This is a genomic window from Streptomyces sp. NPDC051173, assembly GCF_040689515.1.
Classification (GTDB): domain Bacteria; phylum Actinomycetota; class Actinomycetes; order Streptomycetales; family Streptomycetaceae; genus Streptomyces.
On the sequence record NZ_JBFBBD010000013.1, the window covers coordinates 103,741 to 118,530 of the forward strand.

The following is a 14,790-nucleotide window of genomic DNA, read 5'->3' on the forward strand; positions in this document are numbered from 1 at the left end:
CGGGGCGTTTCACAAACCGAAGAGGCGGGCGGCGTTGTCGTGGCAGACGGCACGCAGCCAGTCGTCGCCCAGCCTCAGCCGGGCCAGGGACTCCAGGGCGTGGTGGTAGGTGTAGGGGATGTTGGGGAAGTCGGTGCCCAGGAGGGTGCGGTCGCCGAGCTCCCGCAGGCGGGCGATCTCCCCGCGGGGGAACGGGGAGACGGCTTCGGTGAAGTCGGTGAAGGCCATGGTCGTGTCCAGGTACACACCGGGGTGGCGGGCGGCGAGGTCGAGGAAGTCGCTGTACTCGGGGAGTCCCATGTGCGCGACGACCAGGCGTGTCCCGGGGTGGCGCCGCAGCAGACGGGCCATGGGGCCGGGACCGGTGTGGGCGCCGGGGGCGGGTCCCGAGCCGCAGTGGACGACGACAGGTATGCCCCGTCCGGCGAGGTGGTCCCAGACGGGGTCGAGGAGCGGGTCGTTGGGGTCGTACCCGCCGACCTGCAAGTGTGCCTTGAAGACGCGGGCGCCCTGTTCGACGGCGCGGCGCACGTAGCGGGCCGCTTCGGGTTCGGGGAAGAAGGTCGCGGTGTGCAGGCAGTCGGGGTGGCGGGCGGCGAAGCCGACGGCCCAGGAGTTGAGCCAGGCGGCCATGCCGGGCTTGTGCGGGTAGAGCATGGCTGTGAAGCGGCGCACGCCGAAGGCGCGCAGCCGGGCGACGCGTTCGTCCTCGCCGGTGCGGTACGTGATGGGCCAGGGCCGGGCGGTGAGCGGGCCGACGGCGTCGAAGTAGGCCCACACCTTGCGCATGACCTTGTCGGGCATGAAGTGGGTGTGGACGTCGATCAGTCCGGGCAGCCCGAGCTCCTGCCAGAAGCGCCTGACGTGCTCCTGCTCGGCGCCGGTGGGCTGCTGCGTGGGTGATACGTCGGTGGTCATGGGCCTCATCCTGCCGCGGGTCTCCGCACTGCGGCAGGACGGGCCCCATCACCCCTTTCGGTGGCCACCGTCAGGACAGGGTGTGCCCTCGTCCCGGTCATCGTGGCCGCTCACTTCACGAAGTCGTCCACGACTTCGGGCGGCCAGGTGCCGACTTTGAACACGCCCATCGAGTAGGCGCGGGAGACGAGCGCGGTGCGGTTGCGCACCTTCAGTTTCCGCAGCAGGCAGGTCACGTGGTATTCGACACCGTGCGGGCTCAGGAAGAGGCGTGAGGCCAGCGGGACGGTGGATATACCTGCGGCGATGCCCTCGAGGATACGGGCGTCCATGGCGGAGAGGACCTTTTTCCGGTTGGTGACCATCCGGGGCTCCTCGGTGCCCCCGGTCGTGGGCATCATCACCAGGATCGCGTTCGTGCCGGGCAGTCCGCCGCTCACCGCGATCGCGGTGAGGGGAACGGTGAAAGCGGACTCCTCACCGGGGCGCACGGCGATGACCGGAGTGACGAAACGCTGGTGCTTGCCTTCGAGCAAGTGGGAGAACTGACGCAACAGCGGCTGCTGGACGCTCGGGTGCACCACATCACGGATGTTGCGGCCGCACAGTTCCTCCGACGAGCGGTTGAACTGCCGGAAGAAATCCTGGTTCGCCTGCTGGATGGTCAGGGCCGCGTCGAGCCCCGCCACGCACATGCCTTGCTGGTCGGGCTGCTGGTGCAGGTCCGCGCCGCCGGCCCGGCCCATCGAGTCACCGCCTGTCTCTAAGACGTCCGAATCAATGAGTGTGGGGGCTGAGTTCAGCAAAGGAGGATCCCCTTCATGAGACTTCGCGTGCAGGTGGGATGAATTGGAAGGCTAGTTACCTACCGACCGCGGAGCAACGACCGCCATGCCGAGTCACCTAAACCTGCGGCCCCACCGAAAAAGGGTTCGGCCGAAATCGCGCCAACGACCACACCTTTGAGCCACACCCAGGAAGAATTCTCACTTTCCGCATACAGCTAACCACCATCCGTGACCGCGCGTCGGATGGAGAACTCCCCGGCCGCCGCGCCCAATTCACCCCAGGAATGCGCAGAGTGAGCGCACACCGCTTCCTGTCCCACATTCCCGAAAACGCGTCAGGAATTTCCGGAGTGCCTGATCACCCGGTCCGGTCGGCACCTGTCGCGCGCGCCCTCCGAGGGCGAGGCCGGGGCCGCGGGCGGAGGAGTCTACGGATTTCCCGGCAACTGGCGTGAGATCAAAGGTGAGTACGGCCAGCCGACCCGCACGGGGGCGTGACTCGACGCGCGCCCGCCACCGCCGAAAGGGAACCCATGGACTCCGCCCGACGGCCGATCCTCTTCGTCAGCCTTCCGGAGAGCGGCCTGCTCAACCCGCTGCTCGTACTGGCGGGTGAGCTCTCCCGCCAGGGGGTGGAGGACCTCTGGTTCGCCACCGACGAGCCGCGGCGCGACGACGTCAAGCGCATCGCGGAGCGTTCCCCGGTGGAGTTCGCCTCCCTGGGCGAGGTCATCTCCGAGCTGTCCGCGGTGACGTGGGACGACCGCGTCTACCGCGAGGTCACCCAGTCCTCACGTTTCAGGGCACATCGCGCGGTCATCAAGCAGTCCTACAAGCCCGGCCTGCAGGACGTGAAGTACCGCCGGCTCGAAGCCGTCGTCAACAAGGTGCGACCGGCGCTGATGGTCATCGACTGCATCAGCGGGTTCGCGATCGAGCTGGCCGTGGCCCGGGGGATCCCGTTCGTGCTGAGCGTGCCGTTCCTGCCGAGCAACGTGCTGACGGCCTTCACCCCCTTCGGTAAGGGCTACACCCCCAAGGGCTTCCCGGTCCCCCACACCGGACTGCCGGCCCGGATGAACCTCACCCAGCGCATCAGCAACGAACTGTTCAAGATCCGAACCCTGGCGATGTTCTGCACCCCCGAGATGAGCAAGGTCGTCATGCAGGACAACCGGCGGCGCAAGGCCCTCGGCCTCCCGTCGGTCAGCCCGATGGCGAGGATCGACAAGGCCGAGATGGTCCTGTGCAACTCGATCGCGGAGCTGGACTACCCCTTCGCCATCCCCGACAAGATGCGGCTGGTGGGCGCGATGGTCCCGCCGCTCCCGGAGGCCCCGGACGACAAGGACCTCAAGGGCTGGCTGGACGCCCATTCGTCCATCGTCTACATGGGCCTCGGGACCATCACCCGGCTGACCCGGGCGGAGGTCGGCTCCGTCGTGGAGGTCGCCCGCAGGCTCGAAGGCCGGCACCACGTGCTGTGGAAGCTGTCCAAGGAGCAGCAGCACCTGCTGCCTCCGGCGGAGTCGCTGCCGGCCAACCTCCGCATCGAGAGCTGGGTCCCCTCACAGCACGACGTCCTCGCCCACCCGAACGTGAAGGTGTTCTTCACCCACGGCGGCGGCAACGGCTACAACGAGGGTGTGTACTTCGGCAAGCCGCTCGTGGTCCGGCCGCTGTGGGTGGACTGCTTCGACCAGGCGGTCCGCGGCCGGGACTTCGGCATCAGCCTGACCCTGGACCGGCCGCAGACCCTGTCCGCCGGCGATGTCGTCGACAAGCTCACCCGCGTGCTGAACACCCCCTCCTTCGCCGAGAAGGCACAGCGGCTCGGGGCCCTGCAGCGCGCGGCGGGCGGCCGTGAGACCGCCGCCGAGTTGCTCCTCGGGCTCCCGGCGCTGGCCTGAGGACACCCCCGAGTACCCGGACCATTCGAGAAGGAAGAGAAGACCGACGATGTCGTTCAAGTACCCCGTGTCCAGGCCGGCCCTGGACGGCCGAGAGCTCGAGTATGTCACCGCCACCGTCAGCGACGGCTGGATATCGTCCCAGGGTCCGATGATCCAGCGCTTCGAGCGCGCCTTCGCGGACTACAACTCGATCGCGCACGGTGTCGCCTGTTCCTCCGGGACCGCCGCCCTCACGCTGGCCCTGCGGGCCCTGGGCATCGGCCCGGGCGACGAGGTGATCGTCCCCGAGTTCACCATGGTCGCCTCCGCGTGGGCGGTCACCTACACCGGCGCGACGCCCGTCTTCGTCGACTGCGCGGACGACCTCAACATCGACGTCACCCGCATCGAGGAGAAGATCACCGCACGGACGAAGGCGATCATGCCCGTCCACATCTACGGCCGGCGCTGCGACATGGACGCGATCATGGACATCGCGTTCCAGCACAACCTGCGCGTCGTCGAGGACTCCGCCGAGGCCCACGGCATCCGCCCTGTCGGCGACATCGCCTGCTACTCGCTCTTCGCCAACAAGATCATCACCTCGGGTGAGGGCGGCATCTGCCTCACCGACGACCCCAAGCTGGCCGGGCAGTTGGAGCACCTGCGCGCCATGGCCTTCACCAAGGACCACAGCTTCCTGCACAAGAAGGTCGCCTACAACTTCAGGATGACGGCCATGCAGGCCGCCGTCGCCCTCGGCCAGGTCGAGCGGCTGGACGAGATCCTCCAGACGCGCCGGACGATCGAGAAGCGCTACGACGAGGGTCTCGCCGACGTCCCGGGAATCACCCTGATGCCGCCGCGGGACGTGCTGTGGATGTACGACATCCGGGCCGAACGCCGCGAGGAGCTCCGGGCGTTCCTGGCCGACCAGTCCATCGAGACCCGGCTGTTCTTCAAGCCGATGAGCCGGCAGCCCATGTACTTCCACCCCGACTGGCCCTCGCTCAAGGCGAACGTCTTCGCCGAGGACGGGCTGTACCTGCCCACGCACACCGGACTGACCGCCGCCGACCAGGACTTCGTGATCGGCAAGGTCCGCGCGTTCTACGGCGCCTGAACGAACATGCCCGAAAGGGGACATCCGCACATGACGCAAGCCGAACCGCAGGTGGTCGACTTCCCGCTGCGCAAACCCGGCGTGGCCTTCCCGCCCCCGGGTTACGCCGGCTACCGCGAGCAGCAGGGGCTGGTTCTCTCGCACCTGCCCAACGGCGACCGGGTCTGGCTGGTCACCCGGCACGAGGACGTACGCGCCGTACTGACCGACCCGAGGATCAGCTCCAACCCCGAGCACCCGGGCTTCCCGAACGTCGGCGAGAGCCTGGGGGTGCCCAAGCAGGACCAGATCCCGGGCTGGTTCGTGGGGCTGGACTCCCCTGAGCACGACCGGTTCCGCAAGGCGCTCATCCCGGAGTTCACCGTCCGGCGCGTCCGCGCGATGCGCCCGGCGATCGAGCGCACGGTGGACGAGCGCCTCGACGCGATGCTGGCCGCGGGCGACTCCGCCGACCTCGTCGCCGACTTCGCGCTGCCCATCCCGTCCCTGGTGATCTCCGCGCTGCTCGGGGTGCCGCCGGCCGACCGCGACTTCTTCGAGTCCAGGACGCGCACCCTGGTCGCCATCCGCTCCTCGACCGACGAGCAGCGGAACGGCGCCGCCAAGGATCTGCTGCGCTACATCAACCGGTTGGTGGACATCAAGCAGAAGTGGCCCGCCGACGACCTGGTCAGCAGGCTGCTGGCCACCGGCGCGATCGCCCCGCACGAGCTGTCGGGCGTGCTGATGCTCCTGCTCATCGCCGGTCACGAGACGACGGCCAACAACATCGCGCTGGGCGTGGTCACCCTCCTGACCAACCCCGAGTGGATCGGCGACGACCGGGCCGTGGAGGAGACGCTGCGCTTCCACTCGGTCGCCGACCTGGTGTCCCTGCGGGTGGCGGTCGAGGACGTGGAGATCTCCGGGCAGCTCGTCAGGGCGGGCGAGGGCATCGTGCCCCTGGTGGCCGCGGCCAACCACGACGAGAACAGCTTCGAGTGCCCCCACATGTTCGACCCGTCCAGGTCCGCCCGGCACCACGTCGCCTTCGGCTACGGCGTGCACCAGTGCCTCGGGCAGAACCTGGTGCGCGTCGAGATGGAGATCGCCTACCGGAAGCTCTTCGAGCGCATCCCCACCCTCGAACTCGCCGTGCCCGCCGACGGACTGTCCTTCAAGCACGACGGCGTGGTGCACGGGCTGCACGCGCTGCCGGTCCGCTGGTAGACGCCGACCTGACCGTCCGCCGGGTGTGCCCCGGCGGACCCCAATCCACCGCAGGAGAGACATCGACATGCGTATCACCGCTGACACCGACCGCTGTGTGGGAGCAGGCCAGTGTGTGCTGACCGCGCCACAGGTCTTCGACCAGGACGACGACGGGCTGGTCGCCGTGCTCCTCGCCGAGCCCGGTGCCGACGAGGAGGCGCGGGTCCGGCTGGCGGCCGGCCTCTGCCCGTCCCGGGCCGTCACCGTGCACGAGGGCTGACGCCCGCCCCGGGGTGATCCGCCGACCGCGTCCCCCAACCGACGAAAGAGCTTGAGATCCGGGAGTGATGGTGCCCGTCCACACAGATGACTACGCGATCGATCCGCCCGCCGACGCGGCCGATGCCCTGGGAGGTCTCACCCTCCCCGGCGTGTTCGAGGCCGCCGCGGCATCCGTCCCCGATGCGGTGGCCGTCGTCGACGGGGACCGCTCGTGGACATGGCAGCAGTGGCGGGCAGACGTCGCCGCGCTCGCCCGGGGCCTCCAGGAGTCGGGCGTCGTGCCCGGCGACGTGGTCGCGGCGCGGCTGCCGAACTGCTGGGAGTTCGAGACCCTGCACCTGGCCGCCGCGGCCGTCGGAGCGGTGCTGCTGCCCGTCCACCAGGGCACCTCGGACGCCGACGTCCACGCGCTGCTGACCCGCGCGGAACCCGTCCTCCTCGTCCTCGCGGGCCCCCGCGACGACGAGGTCGCGGCAACGGCCCGTTCGCTGCTGCGGGACGTGCCGTCGCTGCGGGCCGTGCTGACGGCCGGGACGGACAGGACGGGTGGGGCAGGCCCCGAGGAGCCGGGGGTCGTCCCGCTGGACGACCTGCTGACGGCCTGGGAGGGCACCGAGCCCCGGCCGGTGGACATCACCCCGGAGATGCCCCTCGTACTCATCGCCTCGTCCGGGACGACCTCGGACCGGCCGAGGCTCTGCGTGCACAGTCACGACGGTCTCCTGTCGAACACCGCGACCGTCACCGCCGAGGCCGCCGGCGTCTTCCGCGGCCCGGTCATCACCGCCTCACCGCTGACCCACCTCTTCGGCCTCCAGTCCCTGCACTCGGCCCTGTTCGCCGCCTGCGGACAGGTCCTGCTCACCTGCTGGGACCCGGACCGGTTCCTGGAACTGGCACGACGGCACGACCCGGGGGTCGTCTTCGCCGTGCCCGCCCAACTGCACGACCTCGTCACCCTGCTCGCCGGGACGGGCGAGCCCACGGGCTTCCGGCCGCACGAGGTACGCACGGCGGGAGCCCCCGTTCCCCCCGCGCTCGCCGCGGGTGTCGAGGCCGCTCTCGGCTGCGGACTCACCGTGGTGTGGGGGATGTCCGAGATCGGCACCGGCACCTGCACCCGGCCCGGCGACCCCTCCGGCGGCGCGGGCCGGCCGGTGGGCGACTCCCGGGTGCGCGTCGTCGACGAGCACGGCGCGGTGTGCCCCGCGGGCGAGACCGGCGAGCTCCAGTTCCGCGGCCCGGGCCTGTTCCGCGGCTATTTCCGCGAACCGGAGCTGACGCGCTCCGCGGTCACCGAGGACGGCTGGCTCCGCACCGGCGACCTCGCGGGGATCACCGCGGACGGCCGGGTGGTCCTGCACGGCCGGGCGACCGAGCTGATCAACGTGGGCGGCCGGAAGGTCAGCGCCACCGAGATCCAAGATCTGCTAGCGGGCCTCACGGGGCTGGGCCCGCTGACCGTGGTCGGCGCCCCGGACCGGCGGCTCGGGGAGTACCCGTGCCTGATCGTGACCGACCGGGCGGACCCCGCCGTCGGTCTGACCGAGGTGACGGCCTTCCTGCGCCGGCTCGGGGTCGCCGACCACAAGATTCCCCTGGAACTGGTCACCGTGCCCGCGCTCCCCCTCACCCCCGCTGGAAAGCTCGACCGCCGGGCGCTGGAGCGGCTCATGGCCGGGAACGAGGCCGCGCCCGCACCGGCACGGCCCGGCGCGGCCCCGCCGCGGACGGCCGAAGAGGCCCTGGAGCTCGTACGCGGCTGCGTCGGCAGGGTGCTGGGACACAGCGGCGACGCGAGCCCCCTCTCTCCCGACTACTCCCCCGACACGGACTTCCGCCGCCTCGGCATCGACTCCGTCCTCGCGATCCGGCTGCGCAATCTGCTGCGGGAGGAGACCGGCATGCCGCTCCCGACCACTCTTGCCTTCGACTTCCCCACCCCCCGGGCCGCCGCACACATGCTCGCCGGACAGCAGCAGGAGACGGCCGGGGACACTCCCCCGGCAGGCGGAGCCGGCTCCGCCGAACCCGTGGCGATCATCGGCATGGCCTGCCGGCTGCCCGGCGGGGCCGACGCCCCCCGGGCCCTGTGGGACCTGCTCGCCGAGGGGACCGACGCGATGTCGGGCTTCCCCGACGACCGCGGCTGGGACCTCGGCCGACTCTTCGACGAGGACCCCGACCGCCCCGGCACCACCTACGCCCGGGAAGGCGGCTTCCTGCACGACGCGGGCCACTTCGACGCGGGCTTCTTCGGCTTCTCCGACCGGGAGGCGGCGGCCACCGACCCGCAGCAGCGGCTGCTCCTCGAAGCGTCCTGGGAAGCCTTCGAACGGGCCGGCATCGACCCGACGACCCTCAAGGGCTCCCGCACGGGGGTGTTCACCGGAGCCATGCACCGCGACTACGCCTCCGGAGCGCCACTCGCCCAGGGCGAGTGGGAGAGCATGCTCACCACCGGGACCGCCGCGAGCGCGATCTCCGGGCGCGTCGCCTACACCTACGGGCTGGAGGGCCCCGCCCTCACGGTGGACACCGCCTCCTCGTCCTCCCTCGTCGCCCTGCACCTGGCCTGCCGGTCCCTGCAGTCCGGCGAGTCCACCCTCGCGCTGGCCGGCGGCGTCAACGTCATGGCGTCGCCCACCCCCTTCACCCACTTCTCCCGGCTGCGCGCGCTCTCCCCCGACTCCCGTTCCAAGGCCTACGCGGACGCCGCGAACGGCTCCGCCTGGTCGGAAGGGGCCGGGCTGCTCCTGCTGGAGCGGCTGAGCGACGCCCGGCGCAACGGGCACCGCGTCCTCGCGCTCGTACGCGGCTCCGCCGTGAACCAGGACGGCGCCTCCAACGGGCTCACCGCGCCGAACGGGCCCGCGCAGCAGCGCGTCATCCACCAGGCCCTGGCCGACGCCCGGCTGACGCCGCAGGACGTCGACGCGGTGGAGGGCCACGGCACCGGCACACCGCTCGGCGACCCGATCGAGGCCCAGGCCCTGCTGGCCACCTACGGCAGGGCGCGCCCCGAAGAACGGCCGCTGTGGCTCGGGTCGCTGAAGTCGAACATCGGGCACACACAAGCCGCGGCGGGGATCGCCGGGGTCATCAAAATGGTGCTCGCGATGCGCCACGGCGTGCTGCCCAGGACCCTGCACGTGGACGCGCCGTCATCCCGGGTGGACTGGTCCGCCGGCTCGGTGCGACTGCTGACCGAGGCCCAGCCCTGGCCACGGGAGAACGGACGCACCCGCCGGGCCGGCGTGTCCTCGTTCGGACTCACCGGCACCAACGCCCACATGATCCTGGAGGAAGCCCCGGCCGAAGACACCACGGTCGCCACGGACATCACGGAACCCACGCGGGCCGTGGAGGCCCCGGCGGCGGCCGGTGACGTGGCCGCGCCCTGGGTGCTGTCAGCCCGGAGCCGGACGGCGCTGCGCGCCCAGGCACAGCGGCTGGCCGACCGGGTGGCGGCCGACCTGGGCCTGTCCGCTCAGGACGTCGCCCACTCCCTGGCCACCACCCGCGCCCTGCACCGGCACCGGGCCGTGGTGAGCGGACCCGGCCGCGCGGAACTGCTCTCCGCCGCCGAGGAGTTCGGGCGCGGCGAGCGGTCCGCGGGCGTCGCCTTGGAGGACTCCACGCCGGGCGGGCTCGCTTTCGTCTTCTCCGGGCAGGGCGGCCAGCGGCCCGGCATGGGGCGCGAGGCGGCCGAGGCGTTCCCCGTCTTCCGGGACGCGCTGCGCGAGGTGTGCGCCGCCATGGACCCGCTCCTGGGCCGGCCGCTCATCTCGGTGATGTGGGCGGCGCCCGATTCCGAGGAGGCGGCCCTCCTCGAGGACACCGCCTGGGCGCAGCCGGCGCTGTTCGCGGTCCAGGTCGCCCTGTACCGCCTCTTCGAGTCCTGGGGGGTGACTCCGGACCGTCTGGTGGGGCACTCGCTCGGCGAGATCTCCGCGGCCCACGCGGCGGGCGTGCTCGGCCTGGAGGGCGCGTGCACCCTGGTGGCGACCCGGGCCAGGCTGATGGGTGCCCTGCCGTCCGGCGGGGCGATGGCGGCGGTCCGGATCACCGAAGGCGAACTGACGCCGTGGCTCGCCGGGTTGCGGGACACCGTGTCGATCGCCTCGGTGAACGGGCCGCACTCTCTTGTGCTCTCGGGCGCCGGGACACCGCTGGCCGCGCTCATCGACCGGCTCAACGCCGCCGGCCACAAGAGCCGGCACATCGCGGTGAGCATCGCCGCCCACTCCCCCCTCATGGAGCCCATGCTCGACGAGTACGGACGGGTCGCCCGCTCGCTGTCCTACGCCGCACCGGCCGTTCCGCTGGTCTCGACCGTCACCGGGCGGCCCATGACCCGTGACGACGCCCACGACCCCGACCACTGGGTGCGGCACGTTCGGCAGTCCGTGCGCTTCAAGAGCGTGATCGACCGGCTCCGGGACGAGCGCGTCACCGGATTCCTGGAGCTGGGCCCCACCCCGCAACTCACTCCGATGATCGACGAGTGCCTGGCGTCCGCGGCCCCGCACACCGAGGCCGCCGTCGTGCCGACCCTGCGCACCGGACAGGGCGAGCGTCAGTCCTTGCTCACCGCCGCCGCCCGCGTGCACGCCCACGGCGCGTCCGTCGACTGGCGGGCGGTGCTGCCCAAGGCCCGGACCGTCTCCCTGCCGACCTACCCCTTCCAGCGCCGGCACTTCTGGCTGGCGTACGCCCCGGCGGATTCGGTGGCGATCGGGGGCCCCGCGAGCGGCGGGAGCGGCACAACGGCCCTCGGCGACGGGTCCGGCGAGCCGCCGGCTCTGGCGGCCCAGCTGTCCGGCCTCGACGGCCCCGAACAGGACGCGCTGGTCCTGGCCTTGGTCCTCACCGAGGTCTCCGCCGTTCTCGGCGGCCGGGAACCGCGCAGCGACGAGGGCGGCCGGACCTTCAGGAGCATGGGCATCAACTCGGTGAACGCGGTCGAGCTGCGCAACCGGCTCATCGCGGCCACGGAGGCCAGGCTCCCCGCCACGCTCGTGTACGACCACCCCACGCCGGAGTCCGTCGTCCGGCTCGTACGCGAACAGCTCGCGGCTCCGGCATCCGCGCGCGACGCGGCGTCGGTCGTGGCCGAGCTGGAGGCACTGCTCGCGACCGGCGCCATGCTCTCCCCCGACACGTCGGCGCGCCTGAAGGCCGCGGCGGCCGGATGCGCCACCGAGGCACCCGCGGCAGGCCCACTCGACCTGGAGTCGTTGGAATCGGCCAGCGACGACGACCTGTTCCGCCTGTTGGACGGCACCGGATGACACGCGGGCCCGTCGCCCACCGCCGCCATCGGCACCACACACTCTCGCAGGAGATCGCATGAGCGGGCTCGCTCGGCCCACCACCGCCCGGACGGCCGGGGACATCATGATCGAGGCGGACGGCGTCAGCAAGGTCTTCGGTTCCGTACGCGCCCTCGACTCGGTGAGCGTATCCGCGCGCCGGGGAACGGTCCTGGCCCTCCTCGGGCACAACGGCGCGGGCAAGACCACGCTCGTCAACGTCCTCGTCGCCGCACTGCCGCCCAGCTCGGGCCGGGCGGCGGTGGCCGGTTTCGACGTCGTCCGCCAGCCGTGGGAGGTACGCAAACGCGTGGGCCTGACCGGCCAGTTCGCCTCGGTCGACAGCCAGCTCAGCGGGCGGGACAACCTCATCCTGCTGGCCCGGCTGCTCGGCGCCGACCGCAAGGCGGCCCGGGCCAGGGCCGACGAACTGCTGGAGCTCTTCGGGCTCCAGGACTTCGCGACGCGTCGGCCGGGCACGTACTCCGGCGGCCTGCGCCGACGGCTCGACCTCGCCGCGTCCCTCGTCGGCCACCCCGACGTCATCTTCCTCGACGAGCCGACCACCGGCCTGGACCCGTCGAGCCGGCTGAACCTCTGGGAGATCGTGGAGGGGCTCGTCGCCCAGGGCACCACGGTCCTGCTCACGACGCAGTACCTCGACGAGGCGGACCGCCTCGCCGACTCCATCGCCGTGCTCTCCGCCGGCGCGGTGATCGCGAGCGGGACCGCCGCCGAGCTCAAGGCCAAGGTGGGGCAGCGAACGGTGACGGTGACCCCGGACGCCGCGGCCGACCCGGCCGTGGCCTGCGCCGCCGTGCGGCGGGCGGGCCTGGAGCCGGTGGTGGACCACGAGAACGGCACCATCGTCGTCGTCATCGAGGCCTCGAAGGACATCGCGGTCGTGCTCCGGGCCCTCGACCAGGTGGGGATCGAGGCGACGGAGCTGACCTTCGGGGAGCCGACCCTCGACGACGTCTACCTCACTCTGGCCGACCGGCCCAACGGCTTCGCCGCGTCCGGCGCCGGCACCTCGTGAACCGCTCCCACCACACGTACCGCCCCCATCATGCCTATCGCTCCTACCACGTGAATCACTCACGTACGTCGCTCAACGCGCAGACCGTGGAGACTCCATGACGACACCACAACTCATCGGAACACCGAACTCAGCGCGACCGCCGGCCCCGGAAAATACTCCGGGGCCGGCGGTCGCATGGGACGGCAGTCCGTTCCTCACCCAGATCCGCGTGCTCACCGGACGGTCGTTGCGAGCGCTGGCGACCGACCCCAGCGTCATCCTCTTCAGCCTCGCGCAGCCCGCCATCATCCTGTTCATGCTGACGCAGGTGTTCAGCGGAATGGGCCTGCCGCCGCACTTCCCCGAAGGGGTCCGCTATCTCGACTTCGTGATGCCGGCGGTCCTGGTGGACAACGCGGTGCATTCCGCGATCCAGTCCGGGATCGGGGTGGTGGACGACCTCAAGAACGGCATGGTCTCCCGGCTGCGCTCCCTCCCCGTCCACCCCAGCTCGCTGCTCATCGCCCGCAGCCTGGCGAACCTGGTCCGCGCCGCGATCCAGATCGTGGTCGTCATCGTGCTGGCCGTCACCGTGCTCGGCTACTCCCCCAAGGGCGGTGCGGGGAAGCTGATCGGCTCGGCCGGGCTCACGCTCTTCCTCGCCTGGAGCCTGGGGTGGGTGTTCATCGCGGCAGCCGCGTGGCTGCGGCGGGCGGAACCCATGCAGAACCTCGCGGTCATCGCCATCTTCCCCCTGATGTTCGCCTCGAGCGCCTACGTCCCGGTCGACGACCTGCCCACGTGGCTGGGCGCGGTCGCCCGGGCCAACCCGCTGACCTACGCGATCGACACGACGCGCGCGCTCGCGCTCGACCTGCCCGGCACCGGGTCCATGCTCCCCGCGGTACTCATCAGCGCGGGCCTCGCCGTCGTGGGCGGCTGGCTCGCGGTCGTGGGCTTCCGCCGTCCTCTCACTCCCTGACGGCTTTCCCGCGCCTCTTCACGGCGCTCCCGCCCATCTGACGGGACACAGCGAAGCGGCCCGTACCGGGTGTTCCCGGTACGGGCCGCTTCGTCGTACGTGTCAGGTCAGGTCGGTCCCCGATCCGTCGGACAGTCCGAGCTCGTTGTCCAGGAGGTCGAACACCTCGTCGTCGGAGGCGGAGTCGAAGTCGAACTCCTCCTCGTCCGAAGCGCCTTCCCGGCCGGCTCCCGTACCGGCGGCCTCCCGCAGGGCGCCCCACTTCGCCATGAGCACCTCCAGGCGGCCCGCTATCTGCCCGTGGGCCTCATCGGTGACGTCGAGTCCGCCGAAGGCCCTCTCCAGCTTGTCGAGCTCGCTCAGGATCGCCTCCGGGCCGGACTCCGGCTCGGGTGCGACCCGGGTCAGGAGGTGGTCGACGAGCTCCACGGGCGTCGGGTAGTCGAAGAGCAGGGTCGCGGGGAGCCGTACCCCGGCGAGCGCGCTCAGCCCGTTGCGGAGCTCGATCGCGGTCAGGGAGTCGAAGCCGAGGTCCTGGAAGGCCCGTTCCGGGTCGATCTCCGCGGCACCGTCGTGGCCCAGTACGACCGCGATCTGGCCGCGTACGACCTCCAGGACGACCTCACGCGCCTCTGCCGTGGAAAGCCCCGTCAAGCGCTCTACGAGGCCGGACGCGCTCGCCGAGCCGGCGGCCGAGGTGCGCCTGGTGTTGGTGCGGATCAGGCCGCGCAGGAGCGGTTGCGGCTCGCCTTGTGCCCGCAGGACCGCGAGGTCCAGGCGGACGGGGAGCAGGAGCGGTTCGGCGGTGGCGAGTGCGGTGTCGAAGAGGGCGACACCCTCCTCGGCGGAGAGGGCAGGCATGCCCGAGCGGGCTATCCGCTGGAGATCGGCGTCCGTGAGGGTGCCGGTCATGCCACTGTCCTGCGCCCACGGACCCCACGCCAACGACACAGCAGGAAGACCCTGTGTCCGGCGGTGATGTGCCAAGGCGTCGAGGAAGGCGTTGCCGGCCGCGTAGTTCGCCTGACCCGCACTGCCGAACGTACCCGCAACCGACGAGAACACCACGAACGCATCAAGGTCCAAGTCCCTCGTCGCCTCGTGGAGATTCCACGCCGCGTCCACCTTCGGCCGCAGAACAGCCGACAGACGCTCCCCCGTCAACGAACCGATGACACCGTCGTCGAGAACACCCGCAGTGTGCACCACAGCGGTGATCCGGTGCCGGGAAACCAGAGCCGCCACAGCAGCCCTGTCGGTCACATCGCAGGCCTCGAC

Annotated in this window: 10 protein-coding genes; 7 read left to right on the forward strand and 3 right to left on the reverse strand. The window is 71.3% G+C overall.

Going from position 1 to position 14,790, the window contains the following annotated elements; all coding sequences use genetic code 11:
- Positions 1–9: 9 nt before the first annotated feature.
- A complete protein-coding gene (locus tag AB0435_RS10850; protein ID WP_366002877.1) occupies positions 10–918 on the reverse strand; it encodes an amidohydrolase family protein in 909 nt (302 codons plus the stop codon).
- A gap of 110 nt (positions 919–1,028) precedes the next feature.
- Positions 1,029–1,664, reverse strand: coding sequence for a LuxR C-terminal-related transcriptional regulator (locus tag AB0435_RS10855; protein ID WP_366002912.1), 636 nt, complete (start codon positions 1,662–1,664; stop codon positions 1,029–1,031).
- Positions 1,665–2,239: 575 nt separating this feature from the next.
- On the opposite strand from AB0435_RS10855, the gene AB0435_RS10860 reads away from it, so the two are divergent.
- From AB0435_RS10860 to AB0435_RS10890, 7 genes are all read left to right on the forward strand, one after another.
- Positions 2,240–3,616 carry a glycosyltransferase gene (locus AB0435_RS10860; protein WP_366002878.1) on the forward strand — a complete coding sequence of 459 codons (1,377 nt, stop codon included), beginning with the start codon at positions 2,240–2,242 and terminating at the stop codon, positions 3,614–3,616.
- Positions 3,617–3,665: 49 nt separating this feature from the next.
- Entirely contained in the window at positions 3,666–4,721 is a 1,056-nt protein-coding gene (locus AB0435_RS10865; RefSeq protein ID WP_366002879.1) for a DegT/DnrJ/EryC1/StrS family aminotransferase, read from the forward strand.
- Positions 4,722–4,751: 30 nt separating this feature from the next.
- Entirely contained in the window at positions 4,752–5,930 is a 1,179-nt protein-coding gene (locus tag AB0435_RS10870; protein ID WP_366002880.1) for a cytochrome P450, read from the forward strand.
- Between the two features lie 67 nt (positions 5,931–5,997).
- On the forward strand, positions 5,998–6,192 hold the full coding sequence (locus AB0435_RS10875) for a ferredoxin (protein WP_366002881.1): 195 nt from the start codon (positions 5,998–6,000) through the stop codon (positions 6,190–6,192).
- Positions 6,193–6,259: 67 nt separating this feature from the next.
- On the forward strand, positions 6,260–11,488 hold the full coding sequence (locus AB0435_RS10880; RefSeq protein ID WP_366426726.1) for a beta-ketoacyl synthase N-terminal-like domain-containing protein: 5,229 nt from the start codon (positions 6,260–6,262) through the stop codon (positions 11,486–11,488).
- Positions 11,489–11,546: 58 nt separating this feature from the next.
- On the forward strand, positions 11,547–12,548 hold the full coding sequence (locus AB0435_RS10885; RefSeq protein WP_366002882.1) for an ATP-binding cassette domain-containing protein: 1,002 nt from the start codon (positions 11,547–11,549) through the stop codon (positions 12,546–12,548).
- 211 nt (positions 12,549–12,759) lie between these two features.
- A complete protein-coding gene (locus tag AB0435_RS10890) occupies positions 12,760–13,512 on the forward strand; it encodes an ABC transporter permease (protein WP_366002883.1) in 753 nt (250 codons plus the stop codon).
- 102 nt (positions 13,513–13,614) lie between these two features.
- Here the strand turns inward: AB0435_RS10890 and AB0435_RS10895 are convergent.
- On the reverse strand, positions 13,615–14,790 hold a 1,176-nt coding region (locus AB0435_RS10895), incomplete at its 5' end, for a KR domain-containing protein (protein WP_366426722.1).